Origin of the sequence: Streptomyces fulvorobeus (genome assembly GCF_013167895.1) — a bacterium.
In the GTDB taxonomy this organism is placed as follows: domain Bacteria; phylum Actinomycetota; class Actinomycetes; order Streptomycetales; family Streptomycetaceae; genus Streptomyces; species Streptomyces fulvorobeus.
Genome location: NZ_BLWC01000001.1, coordinates 3,031,775 through 3,054,598, shown reverse-complemented (window position 1 = coordinate 3,054,598; position 22,824 = coordinate 3,031,775). Strand labels below are relative to the sequence as shown.

26 protein-coding genes and 1 pseudogene are annotated in these 22,824 nt (G+C 71.0%); 16 read left to right on the top strand and 11 right to left on the bottom strand.

Translation table 11 applies throughout. From position 1 onward, the window contains the following. Positions 1-25: 25 nt before the first annotated feature. Positions 26-481: a tellurite resistance TerB family protein gene (locus Sfulv_RS13795; protein ID WP_173317833.1), complete on the bottom strand. Its 456-nt coding sequence runs from the start codon at positions 479-481 to the stop codon at positions 26-28. A 151-nt stretch (positions 482-632) separates the two neighbouring features. Between Sfulv_RS13795 and Sfulv_RS13790 the strand changes: the two genes are divergently transcribed. Further along, on the top strand, positions 633-1,109 hold the full coding sequence (locus tag Sfulv_RS13790) for a BlaI/MecI/CopY family transcriptional regulator (protein ID WP_173313972.1): 477 nt from the start codon (positions 633-635) through the stop codon (positions 1,107-1,109). Between the two features lie 441 nt (positions 1,110-1,550). On the opposite strand, the gene Sfulv_RS13785 is transcribed toward Sfulv_RS13790, so the two are convergent. From Sfulv_RS13785 to Sfulv_RS13775, 3 genes are all read right to left on the bottom strand, one after another. Beyond that, positions 1,551-2,990, bottom strand: coding sequence for a flotillin family protein (locus tag Sfulv_RS13785; protein WP_173313971.1), 1,440 nt, complete (start codon positions 2,988-2,990; stop codon positions 1,551-1,553). Positions 2,991-3,096: 106 nt separating this feature from the next. Beyond that, the gene (locus Sfulv_RS13780; protein ID WP_173313970.1) at positions 3,097-3,606 is read right to left on the bottom strand and encodes an NfeD C-terminal domain-containing protein; all 510 of its coding nucleotides are present in this window, start codon (positions 3,604-3,606) and stop codon (positions 3,097-3,099) included. Between the two features lie 108 nt (positions 3,607-3,714). Beyond that, positions 3,715-4,200 carry a peroxiredoxin family protein gene (locus Sfulv_RS13775; RefSeq protein WP_173313969.1) on the bottom strand — a complete coding sequence of 162 codons (486 nt, stop codon included), beginning with the start codon at positions 4,198-4,200 and terminating at the stop codon, positions 3,715-3,717. Positions 4,201-4,267: 67 nt separating this feature from the next. Here Sfulv_RS13775 and Sfulv_RS13770 point away from each other — a divergent pair, with 67 nt between their 5' ends. Continuing rightward, positions 4,268-4,993, top strand: a complete 726-nt coding sequence (locus Sfulv_RS13770; RefSeq protein ID WP_173313968.1) for an alpha/beta fold hydrolase — start codon at positions 4,268-4,270, stop codon at positions 4,991-4,993. A 17-nt stretch (positions 4,994-5,010) separates the two neighbouring features. Here the strand turns inward: Sfulv_RS13770 and Sfulv_RS13765 are convergent. Further along, positions 5,011-5,373 (bottom strand): annotated as a pseudogene (locus Sfulv_RS13765) (ATP-binding protein); the annotation flags it as partial. A gap of 165 nt (positions 5,374-5,538) precedes the next feature. Between Sfulv_RS13765 and Sfulv_RS13760 the strand changes: the two are divergent. The 8 genes from Sfulv_RS13760 to Sfulv_RS13725 all read left to right on the top strand — a co-directional run bounded on the left by Sfulv_RS13760 (position 5,539) and on the right by Sfulv_RS13725 (position 12,529). Further along, a complete protein-coding gene (locus tag Sfulv_RS13760; protein ID WP_173313967.1) occupies positions 5,539-6,375 on the top strand; it encodes a helix-turn-helix domain-containing protein in 837 nt (278 codons plus the stop codon). Beyond that, positions 6,347-6,613: a DUF397 domain-containing protein gene (locus Sfulv_RS13755; protein WP_173313966.1), complete on the top strand. Its 267-nt coding sequence runs from the start codon at positions 6,347-6,349 to the stop codon at positions 6,611-6,613. The genes Sfulv_RS13760 and Sfulv_RS13755 overlap by 29 nt, the downstream gene beginning before the upstream one ends. Positions 6,614-6,797: 184 nt before the next feature. Continuing rightward, complete coding sequence (locus tag Sfulv_RS13750) at positions 6,798-8,489, top strand: SpoIIE family protein phosphatase (protein ID WP_246353114.1); 1,692 nt, start codon at positions 6,798-6,800, stop codon at positions 8,487-8,489. Between the two features lie 63 nt (positions 8,490-8,552). Continuing rightward, positions 8,553-8,951 (top strand): YunG family protein, encoded by a 399-nt coding sequence (locus Sfulv_RS13745; RefSeq protein WP_173313964.1) that lies wholly within the window; start codon positions 8,553-8,555, stop codon positions 8,949-8,951. A gap of 709 nt (positions 8,952-9,660) precedes the next feature. Continuing rightward, positions 9,661-9,864 carry a cold-shock protein gene (locus Sfulv_RS13740; RefSeq protein WP_151476148.1) on the top strand — a complete coding sequence of 68 codons (204 nt, stop codon included), beginning with the start codon at positions 9,661-9,663 and terminating at the stop codon, positions 9,862-9,864. Positions 9,865-10,222: 358 nt separating this feature from the next. After that, positions 10,223-11,785: a DEAD/DEAH box helicase gene (locus tag Sfulv_RS13735; RefSeq protein ID WP_173313963.1), complete on the top strand. Its 1,563-nt coding sequence runs from the start codon at positions 10,223-10,225 to the stop codon at positions 11,783-11,785. Between the two features lie 53 nt (positions 11,786-11,838). Further along, positions 11,839-12,147: an SCO5918 family protein gene (locus Sfulv_RS13730; protein ID WP_173313962.1), complete on the top strand. Its 309-nt coding sequence runs from the start codon at positions 11,839-11,841 to the stop codon at positions 12,145-12,147. A 178-nt stretch (positions 12,148-12,325) separates the two neighbouring features. Continuing rightward, positions 12,326-12,529, top strand: coding sequence for a hypothetical protein (locus tag Sfulv_RS13725; RefSeq protein ID WP_246353112.1), 204 nt, complete (start codon positions 12,326-12,328; stop codon positions 12,527-12,529). A gap of 21 nt (positions 12,530-12,550) precedes the next feature. On the opposite strand, the gene Sfulv_RS13720 is transcribed toward Sfulv_RS13725, so the two are convergent. After that, positions 12,551-13,630 (bottom strand): acyltransferase family protein, encoded by a 1,080-nt coding sequence (locus Sfulv_RS13720; RefSeq protein ID WP_173313961.1) that lies wholly within the window; start codon positions 13,628-13,630, stop codon positions 12,551-12,553. 238 nt (positions 13,631-13,868) lie between these two features. Next, on the bottom strand, positions 13,869-14,783 hold the full coding sequence (locus Sfulv_RS13715; RefSeq protein ID WP_173313960.1) for a quinone oxidoreductase family protein: 915 nt from the start codon (positions 14,781-14,783) through the stop codon (positions 13,869-13,871). A gap of 109 nt (positions 14,784-14,892) precedes the next feature. On the opposite strand from Sfulv_RS13715, the gene Sfulv_RS30390 reads away from it, so the two are divergent. Genes Sfulv_RS30390 through Sfulv_RS13705 form a run of 3 tightly spaced genes read left to right on the top strand, consistent with a single transcriptional unit; the run spans position 14,893 to position 16,366 of the window. Further along, positions 14,893-15,369 carry a TetR family transcriptional regulator gene (locus tag Sfulv_RS30390; protein ID WP_256668918.1) on the top strand — a complete coding sequence of 159 codons (477 nt, stop codon included), beginning with the start codon at positions 14,893-14,895 and terminating at the stop codon, positions 15,367-15,369. Continuing rightward, the gene (locus Sfulv_RS30385) at positions 15,354-15,605 is read left to right on the top strand and encodes a hypothetical protein (RefSeq protein ID WP_256668917.1); all 252 of its coding nucleotides are present in this window, start codon (positions 15,354-15,356) and stop codon (positions 15,603-15,605) included. Before Sfulv_RS30390 ends, Sfulv_RS30385 begins: the two co-directional genes overlap by 16 nt. Next, positions 15,602-16,366 carry a glucose 1-dehydrogenase gene (locus Sfulv_RS13705; RefSeq protein ID WP_173313959.1) on the top strand — a complete coding sequence of 255 codons (765 nt, stop codon included), beginning with the start codon at positions 15,602-15,604 and terminating at the stop codon, positions 16,364-16,366. Before Sfulv_RS30385 ends, Sfulv_RS13705 begins: the two co-directional genes overlap by 4 nt. A 101-nt stretch (positions 16,367-16,467) precedes the next feature. Here Sfulv_RS13705 and Sfulv_RS13700 read toward each other — a convergent pair whose 3' ends face one another. Further along, entirely contained in the window at positions 16,468-17,322 is an 855-nt protein-coding gene (locus Sfulv_RS13700) for a ScbA/BarX family gamma-butyrolactone biosynthesis protein (protein WP_256668916.1), read from the bottom strand. Positions 17,323-17,464: 142 nt separating this feature from the next. Here Sfulv_RS13700 and Sfulv_RS13695 point away from each other — a divergent pair, with 142 nt between their 5' ends. Next, positions 17,465-18,109: a ScbR family autoregulator-binding transcription factor gene (locus tag Sfulv_RS13695; protein ID WP_173313957.1), complete on the top strand. Its 645-nt coding sequence runs from the start codon at positions 17,465-17,467 to the stop codon at positions 18,107-18,109. 163 nt (positions 18,110-18,272) lie between these two features. Next, positions 18,273-19,004 (top strand): peptidoglycan recognition protein family protein, encoded by a 732-nt coding sequence (locus Sfulv_RS13690; protein ID WP_173317829.1) that lies wholly within the window; start codon positions 18,273-18,275, stop codon positions 19,002-19,004. An 8-nt stretch (positions 19,005-19,012) separates the two neighbouring features. Here Sfulv_RS13690 and Sfulv_RS13685 read toward each other — a convergent pair whose 3' ends face one another. After that, positions 19,013-19,378 carry a PH domain-containing protein gene (locus Sfulv_RS13685; protein ID WP_173313956.1) on the bottom strand — a complete coding sequence of 122 codons (366 nt, stop codon included), beginning with the start codon at positions 19,376-19,378 and terminating at the stop codon, positions 19,013-19,015. A gap of 158 nt (positions 19,379-19,536) precedes the next feature. Between Sfulv_RS13685 and Sfulv_RS13680 the strand changes: the two genes are divergently transcribed. Then, on the top strand, positions 19,537-19,812 hold the full coding sequence (locus Sfulv_RS13680; RefSeq protein ID WP_173313955.1) for a DUF1876 domain-containing protein: 276 nt from the start codon (positions 19,537-19,539) through the stop codon (positions 19,810-19,812). 88 nt (positions 19,813-19,900) lie between these two features. On the opposite strand, the gene Sfulv_RS13675 is transcribed toward Sfulv_RS13680, so the two are convergent. Further along, positions 19,901-21,199 (bottom strand): phosphoribosyltransferase family protein, encoded by a 1,299-nt coding sequence (locus tag Sfulv_RS13675; RefSeq protein WP_173313954.1) that lies wholly within the window; start codon positions 21,197-21,199, stop codon positions 19,901-19,903. 95 nt (positions 21,200-21,294) lie between these two features. Then, positions 21,295-22,545: an APC family permease gene (locus Sfulv_RS13670; RefSeq protein WP_173313953.1), complete on the bottom strand. Its 1,251-nt coding sequence runs from the start codon at positions 22,543-22,545 to the stop codon at positions 21,295-21,297. Positions 22,546-22,824: the final 279 nt, after the last annotated feature.

Sequence of the window (22,824 nt, the reverse complement as noted above, 5' to 3'; positions counted from 1 at the left end):
GGAGGGCAGTCCCCGGCCGGGTCGGCTACAGGTCGAACTCGTGCGGCGGCAGGTCGAGCGCGAAGCACGCCTCTCGGACGACGGCCTGCTCCGACTTGTCGAAGTCGCCGTCGGCGCCGCCGATGATGATGCCGATCTGCACGACGGCACGCGCCTCGGCGGGCTTCTTCTTCGCCTTGGCGATGTCCTGGAGGACGCTGACCTTGCCGAACGCGAAGTCGGCGGTGAGCTTGTCGACGTACGCGTTGAAGCGCCGCTGGAGGTCGTCCGCCGGGAAGTTCTTGAGCACGTCGTTCGACACGATCAGCGAGGCGACGCGCTGCCGCTCGGACGGGTCGATGGACCCGTCCGCGGCGGAGACCAGGGCGCACATGGCCATGCTCGCGTCTCGGAACGACCCGCTCTTCAGGTCGTTCTTCTTCGCCTCCAGCTGCGTTTGCATCGTCGACGCGGATTCCTTGAGCCGGTCCCACAGGGCCATTGACGTCTCCATACGTTGCGGTGGACGAACTGCTCGGTTCCGAGTCAAACTCTACAGACTTGTAGAAGTGAACGGGGGAGTGTCCACGGAGTGCTCACGAACCGCCCACTAAAATGCGGCGTTGCCGGAATCGGGAAGGGCGGACAGGACGATGGAGAACGCCCGGAACGAACGGGGGGACGACGGCCCCGGCAGCGACGAGTTGGGCAGTGACGGCCTCGGTGACGTCGAGGAGACCCGGAGCCGGCGGCTGCGCCGGCGCGGTCAGGGCCAGCTGGAGTCCCAGGTCCTCAAGGTGCTGCGGCACGCGGACGGCCCCGCCACGGCGGGCTGGGTGCAGGAACACCTCGACGGGGAGCTCGCGTACACCACCGTCATCACGATCCTCTCCCGCCTGTACGCGAAGAACGCCGTGACCCGCGCCCGGGAGGGCCGCTCCTACGTCTGGACCGCCGCGTCGGACGGCGCCGGTCTCGCGGCGCTGCGGATGCGCCGGGTCTTGGACGGCGAACGGGACCGCGACGCGGTGCTCGCCCGCTTCGTCTCCGCACTCTCCCCAGACGACGAGGAACGCCTGCGGGTCCTCCTCTCCCGCACGGCCACCCCGCACGACCCTGAGCGGGACTGAGGACGGGCCGGGGGAGGGGCTGCCTGGTTGCCCACCCATTGCCAACCTGTGGCGCGGTTGAGGAGCACGAATACCACTGGACGCAACGAAGAGTCCACAAGCTGCTGCTGCACCGCAGGGCGAGGATTGGGAGAAGGCCCGAGATACCCGAGTCAGCAGAAGAGCACGCGCAGGCCACACCCGCCCTCTGAACTCGCAGCTCACGCAGCCTGCTCCCCGCGCGTGCGGGGATGACCCCGACCCCGCCACGGCGGCGGCCCGGGACCGCAATCGCCCCCCAGCGCCGGGGAGCGCTGTCTGTGCGTGCGGGAAATGCCGGTCGGGCATCCCGCACGCGCGCACCCGGGCCGGGGTGGTGCTTCGGCCGCACGCGCGCCCCCCGGCCGAGGCAGTGCTTCGGCCGGGGGGCGCACGCGGAGGAGCAGGGCAGCCAGGGCTTGGTCAGTCGGTGATTTCGATCTTGCCTGTCGTCCTGGGGTCCGGCTGGGTGGGGGTCTCGGGGGTGTGCGGGGTCGTGCGGTTCTTCAGGTTCTCCAGGAGGGCGCCAAGGTCCACGCCCGTCGTGGAGTTCAGGAGTTCGATCCCCTGCGCCACGTTGTCCGTGACCGTGCGGGTGAGCTGGCCGGCGCCGTCCGTGGAGATCACCGTCAGCTTGTCGATCGCGCTCAGTGGCTCGGAAGCCTTCGCCACGACAGTCGGCAGGACCTCGACCAACATCTGGAGTACCGCCGCGTCCCCGTACCGGGCGAACGCGTCGGCCTTCTTGTGCATGGCCTCCGCCTCGGCCGAGCCCCTGGCCGCGATCGCCGCGGCCTCCGCCTCGCCCTCGATGCGTACCGCGTCGGCCAGCGCCGAGCGGTGCAGCTTCTCGCCCTGGCCGGTGAGGCGGGAGCGCTCCGCGTCCGCTTCGGCCTCCTTGACCTGGGCGATGCGGCGGGCCTCCGCCTCCTGTTCGGCCTGGTAGCGCGCCGCGTCCGCGGGCTTGCGGACCTTCGTGTCCAGCTCGCGGTCGGTCAGCGCCGCCTGGCGCTCGGCGACCTTCTCCTGCTCCTGGAGCACTTCCTGCTGGCGGGCTGCCTCGGCGAGCGGGCCCGCCGCGTTGGCCTTGGCGGCCGCCGCCTCCGTCTCCGCCTTGATCTCGGCCTGCTTGAGGTAGTACGTCCGCTCCGCGATGGCGATCTCCTCGGCCGCCTTCAGCCGGGCCTGCTCCGACGCACGGCGGGCTATGGCCTCCGCGATGTCGGCCTCCTGCTTGGCGCGCGCGGCCTCGGGCCTGCCGAGGTCTTCCAGGTACGAGCCCTCGGTGGTGATGTCCTGGATCTGGAACGCGTCCAGGATCAGGCCCTGGCCGGAGAGGCTGGCCTCGGCCTCCTCGGCGACCTGGCCGGCGAACGCCGCGCGGTCGCGGATGATGTCCTCCACCGACATCCGGCCCACGATGGCGCGCAGCGCGCCCGACAGGACTTCCTGGGTGAAGCCGACGATGCCGTCCTGCTGCTGGAGGAAACGCTGGGCGGCGGCCCGGATCGCGTCCTCGTTGCCGCCGACCTTGACGATCGCGACGCCTTCCAGGTTCGACTTCACACCGCGCAGGGTCACCGCGCCGCGCACGGCGATCGGGATGTGGCGGCTGGACAGGTCCAGCGTGAACTTCTGCTGCACGAACGGCACGACGAAGACGCCACCACCGACGACGACCTTCTGGCCGCTGTTGTCGATGCTGGTACGCCCCGTGACCGGATCGGTCGACTTCTTGCCGCGGCGGCCGGTGATGATGAACGCCTCGCTGGGCCCGGCCACCTTGTAGCGAGTGATCACTACGAGGCCGAGGAGCACGAAGAGTACGACGATGCCTATGACGGCGATCAGGACTGGGCTCATGAGAAAGGTCCCCCCTGCCTCCCGACACGGCGGACGGCAGATCGTTTTCAGTCAGTCGAACAGTGTGGGTGTCGAACAGCGTGGGTGCCGAACAGCCGGACGGTGGTCAGCGCTCCACCGGGCGGACCTGCACCGAGGTGGTCGACAGCGCGGCCTCCACCCAGATCTCGGCGCCCCGTTCCACGGGCCCCGAGCTCTTCGCGGCGAACTTCACGGTCTGGCCCGCGAGTCGCAGCAGCACCTCGCCGTAGCCGCCGGCCGGAATGGGCGTGACGACCGACCCCGAGGTGCCGATGAGGTCGTCCCCGCGCGGCGTCGCGGTCGTCTGGTCCCGCATGAGAGCGCGGCTGAACTTCCAGGTCAGCCACGCCGCGGCGAGGCCCGCGACGACTCCGGTCGCGGTCGCCGCGACCGCGCCGACACCCGTCGTGCCGAGCATGATCGCGCCGCCGAAACCGAGCATCGACAGGAAGCCCGCGATGACCGGCAGCGAGAGGAGGCCGTCGAAGACGCCGTCCAGTACGCCGTCCAGCACTCCTTCGAGTATTCCGTCGAAGATCAGGGAGAGGGCGAGAAGGACGATCCCCGCTATGCCGAGACCCAGGAAGAAGGTCACGCGATCACTCCCCCGTTCTGTCTGCGATGTCCCCCGACATCTTCCGTCGAACAGGTTGGATGGTCCCATACGCCGAAGACCCCCGGCACTGCCGGGTTCCGGCAACCTTTACGTGACTTTGATGCCGGACAGCTGCTCGGCGAGCGTGTCCAACGACTGGAACGTCGCTCCGAACAACGCCACGTGCTTCCACCGCAGAACCCCGTCGGGCCCGACCAGGAAGATGGCCCGCCGCACCCCGATACCAGGCGCGGAAACCCCGTACGCCTTGGCGACCCCGCGCCCCTCGTCGGCCAGCAGCGGCATCCGCAGCCCGTGCGTGCGGGCGAACGCCTCATGGCTGTCCACACCCTGTGGGCTGATTCCCCAGACCTCGGCGTCCAGCCCTTCGAACGTCTCGAACCCGGAAGAGTAGGAGCAGAGCTGCTTGGTGCAGACCGGAGTGTCGTCCCCCGGGTAGAACGCGAGGACGACGGACCGTCCACGTGCCTCCGCGAGCGTGTAATCGCCGCGCTCGAAGGCGTCCCCGGCGAGCACCCCGCCGGGGAGGGTGAAGTCGGGTACCTGCTGGCCGACTCGAAGTCCTGATGCCATGATCGCTCCCTTGACCGCTGTGGGGGACGCGTGCGGGCGGATGCCCTGTACCCCGTACCGTGAACGTATGGCACACGACCCCGCCCCGGCTGCGGTACTGCTCCTGCACGGCGGCCGTGAGGCGGGGACCGGGCCGCCGCCGTTCGGTCCGCTCAATCTGCCGGCAGTGCGGTTGCGCCCCTTCCGGCGGTCCGTCACGAACGCCACGCGCGCCTCCGGCGTCCTGGTCCGCAGCGTCCGCTACACCCACCGTGGGTGGAACGGCCCCCGCGAAGACCCCCTCCACGACGCCGTACGCGCCCTCGACGCACTCCGGCGAGAGGCCGGTGAGATACCCGTCGTCCTCGTGGGCCACTCCATGGGCGCCCGCGCGGCACTCCGCGCCGCCGGGCATCCGCTCGTACGCGCGGTGGTCGGCCTCGCCCCGTGGTGCCCGCCCGACGACCCGGTCACCCAGCTCGCGGACCGCGACGTCGTCCTGATCCACAGCACCCACGACCGCGTCACCAGCCCCCGCGCCAGCCAGGCCCTCGTGGACCGGGCGCGCGGCGCGGGCGCCCGGACCTGCCTGGTCACCGTCGAGGGCAGCGACCACGCCATGCTGCGCCGTGCCGCCCTCTGGCACGAGCTGACGGCCGCCCTGGTCTCCGGACTGCTCGGTCAGAACTCCCTGCCGGACGCCGTCTCAGCGGCGCTTCGGCTGCCCCCGGACGCCGTTCCCGAGCGCGGCACGCTGAGCATCGACGCGCTGCCGCGCCCGTACGTCGTGGCGCGCACCGGAGCCCGTTCGTAGACCGCCGGTTCCGGTACCGGTGCGTCGGGGCGGCACTCGAACCACACCGTCTTCCCGCCCTCCCGTGGCACCACCCCCCACGCCCCGGCGAGGGCCGCGACGAGGAACAGCCCCCGTCCGTCCTCGGAGAGCGGGTCCGCGTCGCCCACTTCGGGCAGGACGGGACAGTTGTCGCTCACCTCCACCCGTACGCCCTCCGGGGTCCGCAGGATCAGCAGGGCGCACCTGCGGCCGGGAACGTGGCGTACGACGTTCGCCACCAGTTCCGTCAGTCCCAGCTCCGCCGCGTCCGCGAGCTCGGACAGGCCCCAACCGGCGAGGTACGTACGGAGGATGCGCCGCAGATGCCGGGCGGAGTGGTCACCGACCGTGAAGCTCATGCCGTAGCGGGTGGGTCGCTCAGGCTCGGGTGTCTGGTCATCAGTTACGTGATTCACGTCACCAGAGTGGGTGCGGATGGTTACGCTCGGCTACGGGTGCAAAGCAACACTGCGCCGCGTGAGCTTGTGCCATGAGCTGTACGTGAACGAGGAGAACCCCCGCACATGGTCAACATCCGTGACCTCGACCCGCACGCCTCGCCGCTCGACTACTACGGGGCCGAGCTCCGGCGGCTCCGTGAGGCGGCCGGTCTGAGTCAGAAGGAACTGGGCGCGATCATCTTCTGTACGGGGTCACTCGTGGGCCAGATCGAGACGGCCCGCAAGGTCCCGACCCGGGACTTCTCGGAGCGGGCGGATGCGGCGCTGGGGACGGAGGGGGTTCTGTCGCGGTTGGTGGGGTTGGTGTTGCGGAGCCAACTGCCCACTTGGTTCCAGCCCTTCGCTGATATGGAGGCCAAAGCGACCTTCATCTCCACCTATCAGGCTCAGTTGGTGTACGGGCTGTTGCAGACCGAGGCGTACGCGAGGGCCGTACTAGCGACAGGTCTGCCCAGCAACCTCGATGAGCTCGTGGCTGCGCGGTTGGAGCGTCAACGAATTCTTGCCCGCAGCCATCCACCCATGGTCTGGGTGGTGTTGGACGAAGCGGCACTGTACCGGCCGATTGGTGGCTCAGAGGCGATGCGGAAGCAACTCGCTCACCTGTTGAGTTACCGGGATCACCGCTGGCTGCGCGTGCAGGTGCTTCCTTTCAGCGTGGGGGAACACGCCAGCCTGATCGGTTCGTTCACGACAATGCGGTTCGAGGGAGACCCGGACATCCTCTACGCCGAGGACTTGATTTCGGGCCATATGACCGCCAGCCCCGAAACGCTCAAGGAAGCCGCCCTCCGTTACGCTCACCTGCAGGCCGCAGCCCTGTCTGTCGAGGACTCGGCGGCACTGATCACCCGCGCGATGGAGGAACGGTATGGACCTGGTGGGCGCGCAGTGGCGTAAGTCGAGTTTCAGCGGTAACACCGGCGGTGACTGCGTCGAGTGCGCCCCCCTCGGTACCGCCGCCTGGCAGAAGTCCTCCTACAGCGGCAACACCGGCGGCGAGTGCGTGGAGATCGCCGCCCAGCCCTGCCGTATCGCCGTCCGTGACTCCAAGAACCCCGGTGGTCCCGCCTTCACCGTCGCCCCCGCCGCCTTCGCGGCGTTCGTCACCGCGGCTGCGCGGGCCGGTCTCGTCTGACCGTCACTCCTTGGGCGCGTAGTAGCCGCACGGTGGCGGCCCCGGTGGTGGGTCGTTCGGTATGCGCGGAGATGCGGGGCCGGGCGCGGCGGACCACGATGAAGAGCCGGGCCGCAGGTGGTGCACCCACACCGTCGGCTGCCCGGTCACCGATCGCCCGCCCGTGCCCGCCCAGGAGGCTCCCTTGCCGTCCGAAGAGCATGTCGCGAAGCCGACGCCCTTCGACCTCGCGGGGACGGCCGCGCTGCTCGGCGGAGCGCTGGTGGGAGTGGCCGTGCTCGACACGGAGCTGCGCTACCTCTACGTCAACCCGGCACTCGAACGGATCAACGGGGTCACGGCCGCCGGTCATCTGGGCCGGTACGTCTTCGAGGTCCTGCCGGAGATCGAGGCGCGTGAGGACGTCCTGCGCAAGGTGCTGGCGGACGGCCGGCCCCGCGAACTCATGTACACGGGCCAGACCTGGGCGGTGTCCGACCTGGAGCAGCGGTACCTGCACGGGACGTACCACCGGCTGGAGGACGAGGAGGGGGAGGTCGTCGGGCTGGTCGCCGTCGTCCTGGACGTCAGTGAGTCCGAGATCAGGCACGAGGAGCTGAAACGGGCCAGGCGTCATCTGGCGCTGCTGGACACGGCTGCGGTCAGCATCGGCACGACGCTCGACATGGACACCACCTGCCGGGAGCTGGCCGACTTCGTCGTACCGGCGCTGGCGGACGTCGCCGCCGTGGAGGTCTTCCCGCCGGATGTGGGGCACGAGGTGCGGCACGCGCCCCCGGGTGTGCTCAGGATGCGGCGTGCCGCGCTGGCGGCGGTGCCCGAGCTGCGCGACATGGGGGACCAGTTCAGCCGGCCGGGTGACTACATCGACTACCAGGAGGACGCGGCCCTCCCGCGCTGCCTGGTGACGAACGCACCGGTGCTCCTGAGCTTCGACAGCGACGAGGCCCTGAACGCGTGGGGGCCCGCGCCGGAGGGGCCCGGGGTCTACCGGGCCCGGGGCATCCACTCGGCGCTCGTCGTACCGCTCACGGTGCGCGGACTCCCGCAGGGCGCCGTGAGTCTCGTACGGGCGGGCGGCTCGCCCCCGTTCACGGAGGAGGACGTCCTCGTGGCGCGCGAGCTGGCGGGCCGTGCCGCCGTCGACCTGGAGCACGCCCGCCGGTACACCCACGAGCAGTCCATCGCCCGCGAGCTCCAGCGCTCCCTGCTCTCCGAGCCGCGCGGGCCGCACCCTCATGTGGAGATCGCCAGCCGGTATCTGCCGGCCGAGGAAGGGGTGCTGGTGGGCGGGGACTGGTTCGACGTCATTCCGCTGCGGGACGGGCGGCACCTGAAGGCGATGGGCGATGTGATGGGGCACGGGGTGGAGGCGTCCGTCGCCATGAGCCACTACCGCTCGATGCTCCGGCTGCTGGCCTACGACGACCTGCCGCCGCACGAGATCCTGGAGCAACTGGACCGGATGGTCGAGCGCTCCGGCATCGACCGGGCCGCGACCTGCCTGATCGCGGTGGTGGACCGGGCCGTGGGTGTCTGCGAGATGGCCAGTGCCGGTCATCTCCCGCCGGTGCTCATCGACCCGGGGTCGGTCGGACGGGTGACGTCGCTGTCGGTGGGGCCGCCGCTGGGTACGGGATTCGGCGGCTACCGGACGACGAAGGTGCCCTGCGGTCCGGGGACGGTGCTGTTCATGTACACGGACGGGCTGGTGGAGCGCAGGGGCGAGGACATCGACGTGTCGGTGGGACGGCTCGCGGGGCTCGCCCTGCCGGCGAGCGGCAAGCTGGAGGACCTGCTGGACGAGGTGCTGGACCGGTTCGGGCAGGACGCGCAGGACGACATCGCGGTCATGGCGTCGCGGACCTCGCGCTGACCGGGGGGTGTTGGGCGTTCCCGGCGGGCGCGGAATGTCAGTGGGCGGTGGGAGGATCAGGGCATGGAACCCCTCCTCCTCGCCGATCTCGAAGCCGCCATCAGAAGCAGCTGGGACGCCGACACGACCACCCCCGTTCACCGCCCGCGCTGGAATCCTGACAATCCCGCGCGGGACCAGTGCGGGGTCACGGCCATGGTGGTCAACGACCTGCTCGGCGGCGAGCTGATCCGGGGCGAGGTCCGCGTCGGCGGGGTGCGGACGGACTTCCACTGGTGGAACCGCCTGGGCATGGGTATCGAGATCGACCTGACCCGCGAGCAGTTCGGACCGGAGGAGATCGTGACGGGCGGCACCGTGGTGCCCCGTCCGCCGGAGATCGCGCGGCTCCGCGAGGAGTACGAGCTGCTGCGCGGACGGGTGCTGGAGCGGCTGCGCGGGCAGGTGCGGGTGCGGGTGTGACGGGCCGGAGGGCTCACCGGCCCGTCCGGAGCGGATGGTCGACCAGTGGCGCCACCCCCGCCTGAGCGGGCAGCAGCCACAGGACGTACGGCCCAGACCGTTGCGCGCCACATACGCGGGCGCGCGCCCGCGCGATCCTCAACCGGCCCGACACCAGCCCGACAACCGGACCGACACCCAGTCCCAGCCCGACACGCGGCGCGCGCAGAGGTGTAGCCCTTCACGACGGGGGATGCGTGAAGGGCTACACCCGCATTATGGCCCCAGGCCGGGCCCGCGACCAACTGACCAACTGATCAGTCGGCCGCCCGTACCGCCCGCCCCGCCCAGGGCTTGGCGTGCGGTGCGGCAGACGGCGGTACGCCTGTGCGCGGGACGGAAGAGGCCCTGTGTTCAGGCGAGGAGCTGCGGCATTCCGCCAGGCGCAACTGATTATCTGCTTTGGCGAGCACAGAATATTGCTCGACGTGCAACTGCGGTTTTATGCCCGCGACCCGAGTGATATGGCGTACAGCCCCGCTCCCGGCGAACCGTGCTACGGTTGATCTCAGTTGCAGTTGTGGTTCCCAAAACTTCAAGTGCTCTCGCCGGTTCTACATCGGTGGGTGCGCTTTTGTATTTCCGGTTCTTCCGGAAGGGGCAATCATTTGCGGCGACGTAGAGCGCACACAGTGTGAGCTCACGGGCACTGCCCCGAAGGAGATATGACATGGCTACTGGCACCGTGAAGTGGTTCAACGCGGAAAAGGGTTTCGGCTTCATCGAGCAGGAGGGTGGCGGCGCTGACGTCTTCGCTCACTACTCGAACATCGCCTCTTCCGGCTTCCGCGAGCTGCAGGAAGGCCAGAAGGTGAACTTCGACGTCACGCAGGGCCAGAAGGGCCCGCAGGCGGAGAACATCACCCCCGCCTGATCACTCAGGCGAACGACGCAGCTGGGGCCCGCACCTTGGGGTGCGGGCCCCAGCTCGTTGCTGTTTTCCGGGGGCCCGGTGACGAGCCCTCCGCACGTCCCGCACCACGCTCCACCGCACGTCCCACATCTTGACCGATCCATGACCGACACTGTGAGCGACTCCCCGGTGATGAACTCCGGATGAATGTCGGTCATGTCGAAGCAGTCAATCTGAAGTGCCGGATACGGCTTGTTCCCAGCGGCCGGGCTTCAATTTCGTATTTCATCGGCACGTTCTTGCGATTCTTGGCGCCGCTCAGGCTGCTGCTGCCCGATAAAGAATCCCTCGATACGCGCCATATCGAGGAAGGTTCTGCATGAACCGCGATCGCACACCCCGTACGAATGACCGATTTTCCCGGACCCGCTCGGGCGGTTCCGCCGGAAGCACCAGTCGTACGGCCAACGGGTTCCGATCCGCTCCGTCGAGCCGGCAGGGCGGTTCCTCCCAGGGCCGTTCCGGCGGCGGCTCCGGACGCTCCGGTGGCTACGGCCGCCGGCCCGCGGCACTGCAGGGCGAGTTCGCCCTCCCCGTGACCATCACCCCCGCGCTTCCCGCCGTCGAAGCCTTCGGTGACCTGGAGATGCCCGCACCGCTGATGGCGGCGCTCGTCGCCGAGGGCATGTCCGTCCCGTTCCCGATCCAGGCGGCCACCCTGCCGAACTCGCTGGCAGGCCGTGACGTCCTGGGCCGTGGCCGCACCGGCTCGGGCAAGACGCTCGCCTTCGGCCTGGCCCTGCTGGCCCGTACCGAGGGCCGCCGCGCCGACGCCCGCCGTCCGCTGGCCCTGGTCCTCGTCCCCACCCGGGAACTGGCCCAGCAGGTCACCGACGCGCTCACCCCGTACGCCCGGTCGCTGAAGCTGCGCATCGCCACCGTCGTCGGCGGCATGTCGATCGGCCGCCAGGCCAGCGCCCTGCGCGGCGGCGCCGAAGTCGTCGTCGCCACCCCGGGCCGGCTGAAGGACCTCATCGAGCGCGGTGACTGCCGCCTCGACCGTGTCACCATCACCGTCCTCGACGAGGCCGACCAGATGGCGGACATGGGCTTCATGCCCCAGGTCACCGAGCTGCTCGACCAGGTGAGCCCCGACGGGCAGCGGATGCTGTTCTCGGCCACCCTCGACCGCAACGTCGACCTGCTCGTCCGCCGCTACCTGAACGACCCGGTCGTCCACTCGGTCGACCCCGCGGCCGGTGCGGTGACGACGATGGAGCACCACGTGCTCTACGTCCAGGGCGCCGACAAGTACGCCACGACCACCGAGATCGCGGCCCGCGAGGGCCGGGTGATCATGTTCCTGGACACCAAGCACGCCGTGGACAAGCTCACCGACCACCTGCTGTCCAGCGGTGTACGGGCCGCGGCCCTGCACGGCGGCAAGTCGCAGCCGCAGCGCACCCGCACCCTGGACCGGTTCAAGACCGGCCACGTCACGGTGCTCGTCGCGACCAACGTCGCCGCCCGGGGCATCCACGTCGACAACCTCGACCTCGTCGTGAACGTCGACCCGCCGAGTGACCACAAGGACTACCTGCACCGAGGCGGCCGTACCGCCCGTGCCGGTGAGTCCGGCAGCGTCGTCACGCTGGTGCTGCCCAACCAGCGCCGCGAGATGACCCGCCTGATGGTGGACGCCGGGATCACCCCGCAGGTCGCCCAGGTCCACTCCGGCGAGGCCGAGCTGAGCCGGATCACCGGGGCGCAGACCCCTTCCGGTGTGCCGGTCACCATCACCTCGCCGCCCTCCGAGCGCAAGAGCGGCGGGTTCGCCGGCCGTGGCCGTCGCAGCCGCCCCGCTCAGGGACGCCGTCCGGGCGCGCCCGCGACAGAGGCGCGTACCGCGGCGCCGCAGCGCCGTACCAACCGTGCCGCGTGAATCCGAACCGGTAGGTCCCCGTCCGGCTGTTCCCTCCACCTTGTTGAGGCACTATGCGCTGTGTCATCGCCCGCTTCCCCTTCGATCTCTTCAAGAACGAAGTCGAGGATTCGATGAAGGGCATCAAGCCCGAACCCGTCACCGGTGACGCGGTGGTCATCAGCCGCCGGGTCTACCCCGTCAAGCAGGTCGGCGAAGTGATCACCCGGCAGGACCGCCGTGACTTCTCCTCCGCGGAGGTCACCCGGGCGCTGACGCGCCTCGGCTTCACCTGCCGCTCGGCCGAGGTGCCCGCCCCCGCGGTGCCCCTCACCCCGATGGAGAACGCGTCGGCGCTGCTGGGCACGCCGGACCCCTCCTGAACCGGTAGTCCGATCGTGTGACTCGTGCAAACCGCACCCCTGTGCCCGTCGTCCGGGCCCAGGGGTGCGGTGCGTTCCCGTAACAGCCCTTCCGCCATCCGGGTGAGGACAGGCGTGTCGCTCCCGGGCGTAGGGAGAGGATGGTGCTTCCGACTGCACCCCTGGGCGAGGAACCGACATGAGCATGCGCAAGCTGACCGTACTCGCGGCGACGGTGCTGGCCTTCCTGCCGGCCGCCGGGATCGCGCATGCCGACGAGACGCCCACCCACGCGCACAACGGTCCGCGGGTGGCGCTCATCATGACGGGTCAGATCGACGACCCGCTGGAAGACGTCCTGGAGCACGCCACGGTGCTCGGCAGCACCGCCGTCACCGGCTGAGGCGGCCCCGCGTCCGGTATGTCAGGGCGCCGGTTCGGGCCTGGGCCTCAGGGCCCAGTTCATGCGGGGCTCCACCAGGACGCGGAGCGCCCGCCGTACGGGTGAGGTGCAGAGCAGCGTCACCATCACCGCGGCCGCCACTGTCAGCACGATCCGGCCGGACGGAGTCGCCAGGAACGCGTGGTCGTAGAAGCCCTCGTACGAGGCGGCCCTGATCACGAACCCGTGCAGCAGGTAGCCGTAGATCGTGCCCGCTCCCAGGGCGCTCATCCACAGCTTCCGGCTCGGCACCCAGGCGAGGAAGCACGCGCTGAGCACCACGGCGGCAGCGAACAGCAGCAGTGTCATCGCCGCACCGGCCCACATCGGCGAGGCGAGTTCCTCGGTGCTCTGGCTCCGGTAGAACCACCTGGTCGAGATGCGCGGAACCGCCCAGTAGGCGACGAGCAGGGCCACGGCGCAGACCGGCAGGGACAGGAGCCGGGCGACGGGACGGCGCACCAGGTCGAAGTGGTGCGGGCGCAGGCGCAGGCCGAGCACGTAGAACGGGAGGAACTGCAGCACCCGCTGGAGCTGGAGGTCGTCGCCGATGCCGCTCGCCATCGGGGCCAGGGCCGCGATGGCGACGGAGACGGCCACCGGCTGGCGGATCACCTGCCAGACCGGGGTGGTGAGCCGCCAGATGAAGAGGGCGGGCAGGAACCAGAGCAGCCAGTACGGGTCGACGATGGTCAACTGCTGCGAGGGGTTCCTGACCAGGCGCTCGAAGACGGTGTAGGCGACCTCGAAGACGACGTACGGCACCAGGAGCTGGGTGACCAGTTTCCAGACGCGTTCCGGGCGCAGGTCGAAACCGCGGGAGAAGTAGCCGGCGATCACGATGAAGACCGGCATGTGGAACGTGTAGACGAAGGTGTACAGCGCCTCGACGACCCGCCCGCTGCCGGGCAGCGGCTCCCAGGAATGGCCCATCGCGACCAGGACGATCGCCAGGTATTTCGCGTTGTCGAAGAACGGGTCGCGCCCGGCGCGGGCAGCGGCCGGCGCTGTCCCGGCTCCGGTGGGGGCCCGGCCCGGTGTCTGCGAGGTCAAGGAGGTCACGCGGACACCTTAGTGACCGCCACGGGCGGGAGGACCGGCGCGTCGGGAGCGGCAGGCCGCCCCACACTCCCGTGGTGGGCCGTTTCGGGCCGATTTCTTGCGGTACGCGGGTGAGGGGGTCCCCGGGAACCGTCTTCCTGATCACGCGACGGCTGTCGTCACGCCTCTTCCCGGGTGCGCCGGCGGGCCCGCTCGGCGGCGGACCCGCGGTGATCCCGGTGCGGTGTCCGGCGCGCTGTCAGGCGCCGGGGACCAGGACGATCTTGCCGACCGTGCGCCGGGCGAGCAGGTCCTCGTGGGCGCGGCGGGCCTCGGTGAGCGGATAGCTTCCGCCGGCCACCGGCCTTAGACGCCCGTCCGCGACCATGGTGAAGAGTTCCTTGAGGGGGCCGCTGACCGCGCCCGGCGCCGCCAGCGCGGGCCGCAGCCAGAAGCCGACGACCGCCGCGTTGAGGCGGTTGAGCCGGGCCGGGTCGACCGGGGTGAATCCGGACCGCGCGGCGTTGCCGTAGGTCACCAGCCGGCCGAAGGAGGCCAGGGACCCGAGGGCCTGGTCGAAGAGCTCGCCGCCCACGGCGTCCAGGACGACGTCCGCCTTCTCCTGGTGGGGGTAGGTGATGACCGCGTCCGCGCCGAGGTCCAGGGCGAGGCGCTCCTTGGCGGGGGCCGAGACCTGGGCGAGCACGCGTCCGGCGCCGAACTCCCTGGCCAGCTGGACGGCGAGGCTGCCCACCCCGCCGGCCGCGGAGTGGACGACCACGGTCTCCCCCTCGCGCAGCCGGGCCGCCGAGCGCAGGAGGTGCCAGGCGGTGAGGCCCTGTGTCATCAGGGCGAGCGCCTCCGCGGCGCCCAGTTCCCCGGGGATCTGCTGGAGGGCGGACTCCTTGGCGACCACCTGTTCCGCGTATCCGCCGGAGACCCGGGCCAGCACCCTGGTGCCGTCGGGTGTGCGGCCCACGACCTCGCTGCCCGGGACGAACGGCAGGGCGTCGGCGGTCAGGTAGGAGCCGTCCACCTGATGGGTGTCCGCGAAGTTCACCCCGGCCGCCTCGACCGTGAGGAGAACCTCTCCGGGGCCCGGTACGGGGGCGGCCAGTTCCACGGGTGCGAGGACGTCGGGACCACCGAAGCGGCCGAACTGGATTGCGAGCATGCCGCACGGTACCTCGCGGTTGTCGGAGGCCGGGGCCGGGGAAGAATTTCGGCCAGATGAAGAAGACTCCCTGCGAAACCATACGACCGGTTTGTTAGCGTGGGCGGCGGTGCGCGGACGGGTGCAGGCGGCCCGCCGGGCCCCGCCCGTACCGACCAGCCTCAACCACGCCCTCGGAGCGTTCAGGATGGCCAAGCAGGACCGCGCGGTGCGTACGCGCGAGGAGTTGATCCGCTCAGCCGCCGAGTCCTTCGGCCGGAGCGGCTTCGGGCTGTCCTCGCTCTCCGGTATCAGCGCCGGCGCCGGAGTGAGCAGTGGCGCCCTGCACTTCCACTTCGCCAGCAAGAGGGAGCTGGGGGAGGCGGTCGAGGAGGCCGCGGCCCGGACCCTGGGCGTGATCATCGCGCCGTGCCCGCCCAGCCACCCCGACCCCCTGCGGGTGCTGGTCGACACCTCGCACCTGCTGGCCCGGCGGATCACCCAGGACGTGGTGCTGAGGGCCGCGTTCGGGCTCGGCAACGACGCCACCTGGCAGGGGGCGGCACGCTCTGGCAGGAGTGGCGCAGATGGGTGCGGGCGACGCTGACCCTGGCAGGTGAGCGCGGACATCTGGCGGCGGACGTCCTGCCGGATGCCGCGGTGTCCGCGGTCACGGCGGCGGTGGTGGGCTCGGACATCCTCGGTCGCGCGGACGCGGAGTGGTCCTCCTGCCGGGCGCTCACCCAGTTCTGGTCGTTGATGCTGCCGCGGCTCGCGGTGCGCGGGGGAGACGCGGGGCTGCCCGAGCCCGTATCGAACTGCCCTGCGACACTGCGCCCATGAGCAACGATCTCCTCTCAGACAAAGTCGTCCTCATCACCGGGGCGAGCAGTGGCATCGGCGCGGCGGCGGCCCGGGTGTTCGCCCAGGAGGGCGCCAAGGTGGTGCTGGCGGCGCGCCGCGAGGAGCGGCTGGCCGCGCTCGCCGCCGAGCTGCGCGGCAACGGCGCGGAAGCGGCCTACGTGGTCACCGACGTCTCCGTGGCGGCGGACGTCTCGCGGGCGGTGGACTTCGCCGTGTCGACGTACGGACGGCTGGACTGCGCCTTCAACAACGCGGGGCTCGGCGGTGACCGTACGCCGATGCACCTGATGGGGGACGACGTCTACGACACCCTCATGGACACCAACGTACGAAGCGTGTGGAACTGCCTCCGGTACGAGATCGCCGCGATGCTCACCAGCGGGGGCGGCTCGATCGTCAACAACAGCAGCGTGGCGGGGCTGGTGGCGATACCCGCGGCCGCCCCCTACATAGCCTCCAAGCACGCGGTGGTCGGGCTGACGCGGGCCGCGGCCGACGAGTACGCGAGGCAGGGCATCCGGGTCAACGCGGTCGCGCCCGGTACGACGCGCAGCGAGATCACCGCCGACTGGTTCGGGCGCAACCCCGGCCTGGAGGAGATGGTCAACTCGCGCACCCCGCAGGGGCGTACGGCCGAGCCGGAGGAGATCGCGGCGGCCGCGGCGTGGCTGCTCAGCGACCGCTGCCCGTTCCTCACGGGCACGGTCGTGCCGGTGGACGGCGGGTTCGTCAACCAGTGACCCGGAGCGTGGGCGCGGGGCCGGTGGACGCCGTCGGTCCCGCGCCCGCGCCGTACGCCGCCACCGGGCGGGACGCACACGGCGGGCGCCGGACGTACGGCCTAGGTGACCCGGCCGCTCAACTCGACGCGGAACGCCTGGGTGTCGTCCTGGGTGCCGGTCACCCTGACCGCGGTGCACCCGGGCGCGGGGGACGGCAGCACCTCGGCCTCCACCCAGCAGGGGCGGTCGAACTCGACGTACCGCTCGTAGCTGCTGGCGATCCCGGTGGGCTCGAAGGAGGCGGGGGAGAGGAGCGCCGTCGCCGCCTGGTAGCCGGCTTCCATGAGCGCCAGTCCGGGGACGTGGTCGACGGGATGGTCGAAGAGCAGGAGGTTGTCCGCGTCGTGGCGCAGCTGCCAGCGGTGGGGGCGGTCGGTGGCGGAGAGCACCACGTCAGCGGTGGTGAGGCGGCCGACCGTCCGGGGGGCGACAGGAGCGGGAAGCGGCCATTCGTTCCAGCGGCGGCAGAGGTAGTCACCGCGCAGCCGGCAGTAGGCGGCCGGCGAAATCCAGCCGAACTCCGAATTGGCGACCGCCACGGTGGTGTTGTCTTGGGTCACGTGAACATCCATGCCGAGGCCACTGACGCTCTTCCCGCGGCGCGTGGGCTCCGAGACCCTTATGGCGATCTCCAGGTCCGCGGGCCGGTCGTGGGGCACCCGGAAGCCTGGCCGGACAGTGAAGTCGAAGTCATGGAGCAGCGTCTGATGGCTGAGCGGTACGCCGTACGCGGCATGGGCGATGGCCAGTCCGCTCTGCCGGATGGTCTGGGTGAGTATCCGGGGGTCGTACGCGTGGGCGGTGACGGTGGCGGGCCAGCGCGCGGAGAGCGCGAACTGCGCCGGGCCCAGCCGCTCCCAGTCGGTGACGAACACGGAGGCGTCACGCCTGAGGTGGACTATCTCCTTGGGCACCGCGGTCAAACTGCCGCCCAGTACTGGTGCTTCGGACACGATCCCCCGGACGTGGCGCAATGTGATGATGCTCGCACTGATAGAATACCGGCTCACCCGTTTGTTTTGAAGTAGCGCAAAGACGAGGTCAAGGGAGCGCAAGTTGGCCAGACAGCAACGGGCGATCCGCACGCGCAGGGTCTTCCTGGAGGCGGCGGCCGAGGTCTTCGACGAACACGGTTACGACGCCGCCACGATCGCAGCGATCCTGGAGCGGGCGGGACTCACCCGAGGTGCACTGTACTTCCACTTCACGTCGAAGGAAGAGCTCGCGCGAGGAGTTCTCCAGGAGGCGGTGACGGCCGAAGGTCTCGTACCGCAGGCGTTCAAGCTCCAGGAGTGGGTGGACATAGCCCTGCTCCTCGCCTACCGGCTGCCCCGGGAGCCGATGCTCAGCGCCTCGATCCGGCTCTCCGTCGACCCGCGCGCCCGGAGCCTGTTCGGCACCCGCTGGCCCGACTGGATCGAGCTGGGCGCGCAGATCCTCACCGAGGCCAAGGCGCGCGGAGAGCTGCTCCCGCACGTCGATCCCCAGGTGACCTCACGGCTCTTCGTCGGGGCGTGGACGGGGGTCCAGCTGATCGCCGAGTCGATGGCGGAGCCGCCGGACCTGGTCTGCGAGATCTCGTCCCTGTTCGAACTCTTCCTCCCCAACAACGCCGTACCGGGTGTGCTGTCGAGGCTGGACACGTCGCCGCACCGCGCCGAACGGCTCCTCAAGGAGAGCAGGGAAGCGGTCGCCTCCTGACGGGTGCGGCGATTGGCCGAAATGGTGCGAACTGTCGTAAACAGCACATTTGGTCTGTTCTGTCGGCCGTAGTCCGGTGCGGAGCCGGTCTCACCCTGCCCTCACCCGGTTGGCTGGCACCGCTGCGGACCGGCGTGGCAGGCCGCAGGGTGGACGTATGCCCATGTGGTCGCGTCGGCTCGCGCTGTGTGCCGTGTTCATACCGCTGGCATTCCTGGTGCTGGGGGATGCCCCGGCGCGGTTCGGCGCGTCCGAAGCCCTTCCCCTGCCCGAGGCACCTCCGGGGGCCCCGCAGCCCGACATCGTCCCCCGGTCGTCCTGGCATGCCGACGAGGACATGGTCAGGCACGCGGCGACGTACAGCGGCCGGGTGAGCGCCGCCTTCATCCACCACACGGGTCACTCCAACGGCTACGACTGCGCCGACGCCCCGGAACTGCTGCGCGGCATCCAGGCGAACCACGTCAGGGAGGACGGGTGGGACGACATCGGTTACAACTTCGTCGTCGACCGCTGCGGGACCATCTACGAGGGCCGGGCCGGTGGCATCACACGGCCGGTGCGCGGCGCGCACACCAAGGGGTTCAACGCCGACAGCGTGGGGATCGCGGCGATCGGCACCTTCGGGGCGGAGGTGCCCGTACCGAAGGAGGTCGTGGCGGCGATCGCCCGGGTGATCGCGTGGAAGCTGCGCCCCGGGATCGATCCTGAAGGAACGGTACGGCTGGTCTCCACGAACGACGAGAGCCGCTTCCCCAGGGGACACACGGCCACGCTCCACGTCGTCTCGGGGCACCGGGACAGCTTCCTCACCCGCTGCCCGGGCGACGGGCTGTACGCGCAGCTGCCCGCCATCCGCGAGGCGGTGGCGGACCTGCGCCGGCCCCGGCGCTGAGGCGGGGCCTACTTGGCCACGTACTGCGTCAGGATGGCCTGCACCTCGTAGATGTCGACGCCCTTGGTGAAGGTCTTCTGCACCGGGGCGGGGGTTCCGGAGATCCAGATCTTGAGCTCGGCGTCCAGGTCGAACGTGCCGGCCGTCTCCACCGAGAAGTGCGTGATGCTCCGGTACGGGACCGAGTGGTACTCCACCTTCTTGCCGGTGATCCCCTGCTTGTCGACGAGGATGAGCCGGCGGTCGGTGAACAGGATCGTGTCGCGGATCAGGAGGTAGGCGGCGTTGACCCGCTCGCCGGGCCCCAGCAGCCGGGCGTAGTCCTGCTGGGCTGTCGCCGGGTCGATCGTGTGCGCGTTTCCGAACAGTGCCATGCGGGGCCCCCACCTAATGGAACGGACTGGTTTTCGCACTGTATACCGGGTGTGATCACTCCCTCGCGCGCGGCCGGTGAGGGGCGGTGGCCGATGCCGCTGCGGGCCGCGGGGAACAGGAGCACCCTGGAAACAGGGGGTTTCCGGAGGTGAGCGTCATGCTGAAGACCGTTGTCGGATGGCACATCGAGCTGGAGTTCGAGGAGGACGGCGACCGCACCCGGGCGGCCGCGATGGTACGTCTCCCGGACGGGACCGAGATGCGCGCGCACGGTTATGCCAGCCGTCACCCCAGTGACGCCGGGCAGCCGAGGGTGGGCGAGGAGATCGCGGGCGGCAGGGCCCTCGACGAGCTGGCGATGAAGCTGCTGACCAAGGCGCACGACGAGATAGACGAGGCGTCGGGGCGTACGTCGTACCCGCTGATGCCGTGAGGCGATACCGCCGGACCGGCTGTGCGGTGAGGCCGCCGGAGCGCCTGTGAGATATGACCGCCGGACCACCCCCTGCCGTACGCCGTCGTCACCCGTCTTCCGTCGTTCCCGGCACCAGGTGCCGGGTGAACCAGTCGCGTGCGAGCCCGGCGACCGCGTCCAGGGCGCCGCGTTCCTCGAAGAGGTGCGTGGCGCCCGGTACGACCTCCAGCCGGTTCTCGCAGCGCAGGGCGGCCTGGGCCCGCCGGTTGAGCGCGAGGACCTGCTCGTCGTGGCCGCCCACGACCAGCAGCGTGGGGGCGCGCACCTGGGTGAGGCACGGCCCCGCCAGGTCGGGGCGCCCCCCGCGCGAGACCACCGCGCCGACGTCCGCCTCGGGGTCCGCCGCGGCACGCAGCGCGGCGGCGGCTCCGGTGCTCGCCCCGAAGTAGCCGACCGGCACGTCCACCCGCTCCCGCAGCCAGAGCGTGGCGTGCGTGAGGCGGCGGGCCAGGGTCTCGATGTCGAAGACGTACGCGTGGTCGGTCTCCTCGGCGGGGACGAGCAGGTCGAGGAGGAGGGTGCCGAACCCGGCCCGGTTCAGGCCGGCCGCCACCGCGCGGTTGCGCGGGCTGTGGCGGCTGCTTCCCGAGCCGTGGGCGAAGACCACCACGGCGTCGGAGTCATCGGGGACGGCGAGTGTCCCGGCCAGGGCGAGGCCGTCGGCCATGACCTCGGTCTCGGTCGTACGGACCCGGCGGGGCGCGGTGTCCCGGTGCGCGGCCCGGGCCAGCAGGGCGACGACCTCCCCGTCCGGGGTCTGGGAGAAGTCGCGGTACCACTCGCCGACAGCGGAGAACAGGGGCGGCCGGTGCAGGCACACCACGTCGTCCGCCCTGGTCCGCAGCTGGTCGACCGCACCCGGCGGAGCCACCGGGACGGCGAGCACCACCCGCGCCGCCCCGTGCGCCCGTACGACCGCGCACGCGGCCTCGGCCGTGGCGCCGGTCGCGATCCCGTCGTCGACGAGGATCACCGTGCGGCCCTCCAGCGGAACCCGGGGCCGGTCGGCGCGGAACGTCCGGGTCCGGCGCAGGAGTTCCTCCTGCTCGGCGCGTTCGACGGACGCGAGGTCCCGCTCCGTGACCCCGGCCCGGCGGACGATCTCCTCGCTGATGACCTTGACGTCGTCCTCGCCGATCGCGCCGAACCCCAGTTCGCGGTGGTAGGGGACGCCGAGCTTGCGGACGACGATCACATCCAGCGGGGCGCCGAGCGCCATGGCCACCTCGAAGGCCACCGGTACCCCGCCGCGCGGCAGGCCGAGGACGACGGGACGCTCCCGCCCGAGGTGGCGGAGCGCCGCGGCGAGCCGCCGTCCCGCATCGGCGCGATCGGTGAACAGCACGCCGCTTCACCTCCGGACGGACGACGGGAACCACGTACCCCTGTCTCGAACCAACCCCGGAAAGGGCGGCCCGGCAAGTCGGGGGCGGTGGCCCGTCAGGCGGTGGTCCGGCGGCGCAGCGCGTAGACGGCGGCGCCCGCGAGGAGCACGGAACCGCCGGTGAGTACCGAGGTGAGGGGCAGGGCGAAGGCGAGCGCGAGGCACCCGGCCAGACCGAGCAGGGGTACGGGCACGGGCGGGCGCCCCTCCTCGGGGCCCAGGGTGCGGGCGGCGGCGTTCGCGACGGCGTAGTAGACGAGCACGCCGAAGGAGGAGAAGCCGATGGCGTCGCGTACGTCGATCGTCGCGGCGAGTACGGCGACGACGGCGCCCACGGCCAGCTCGGCGTGATGGGGGACGCCGAACCTGGGGTGGACGGCGGCGAGCGTACGGGGGAGATGGTGGTCGCGGGCCATGGCGAGCGTGGTCCGGGAGACGCCCAGGATCAGCGCGAGCAGGGAGCCGAGGGCGGCGAAGGCCGCACCGACGCGCACCAGGGGCGCCAGGTCCGGCACCCCCGCCGCGTGCACGGCGTCGACGAGCGGGGCGGCCGACCGGGCGAGCCCGTCCGGGCCGAGGACGGCCAGGACGGCCACGGCGACGGCGGCGTACACGACGAGGGTGATGCCGAGGGCCAGGGGGACGGCCAGCGGGATGGTGCGCCGCGGGTCGCGGACCTCCTCGCCGAGCGTCGCGACGCGCGCGTACCCGGCGAAGGCGAAGAACAGCAGTCCGGCGGCCTGGAACACTCCGCTCACCGTGATGTCGCCGCTGATATCGAGCCGGGCGGCCCGGGCCGTGCCGCTGGTGAGCAGCGCGGTGACGACCGCGGCCAGGACGGCCAGGACGAAGGCGACGATCGTCCGCGTCAGCCAGGCCGCCTTCCGCACACCGGTGCAGTTCAGGGCGGTCAGTGCCACGACGGCGGCGACAGCCACCGCGTGCGCCCGCTCCGGCCAGGTGTAGGCGCCGACCGTCAGGGCCATGGCGGCGCACGACGCGGTCTTGCCGACGACGAATCCCCAGCCGGCCAGGTAGCCCCAGAAGTCGCCCAGGCGCTCGCGGCCGTAGACGTAGGTGCCGCCGGAGCGGGGATAGCGGGCGGCGAGGCGGGCGGACGACGTCGCGTTGCAGTAGGCGACCACGGCGGCGAGGGCCAGGCTCAGCAGCAGGCCGGAACCGGCGGCCCGGGCCGCGGGCCCCAGCGCGGTGAACACCCCCGCGCCGATCATGGAGCCCAGCCCGATGACCACGGCGTCGCGCACGCCGAGCCGCCGACGCAGTTCGCCGTTGCCCGCCTGGCTCATGAGCCGATCCGTCCTCTCCTCGCGCACGGGGCATCGCCCCGGCCATCGGCGCACGGTAGCGCGGTGAGGTGTCCGCACGGGTGAGGGGTGCGGGAGCGCGTCCTGTGACGGGGGCCACGGATAATCGCTTTGCTGTCCCTTTACCATTGGCGTGGGCACCCGCCCAGACCTTCACCGGCTGACCGCCGGCCGAGACGAAAAGGAGCTCCGGTCCCGCAATGGGTGAGCCTCCCAGTACGAGCCGTGCCATTCCCGCCCCGTCGAGTCGCAGGGCGGCGG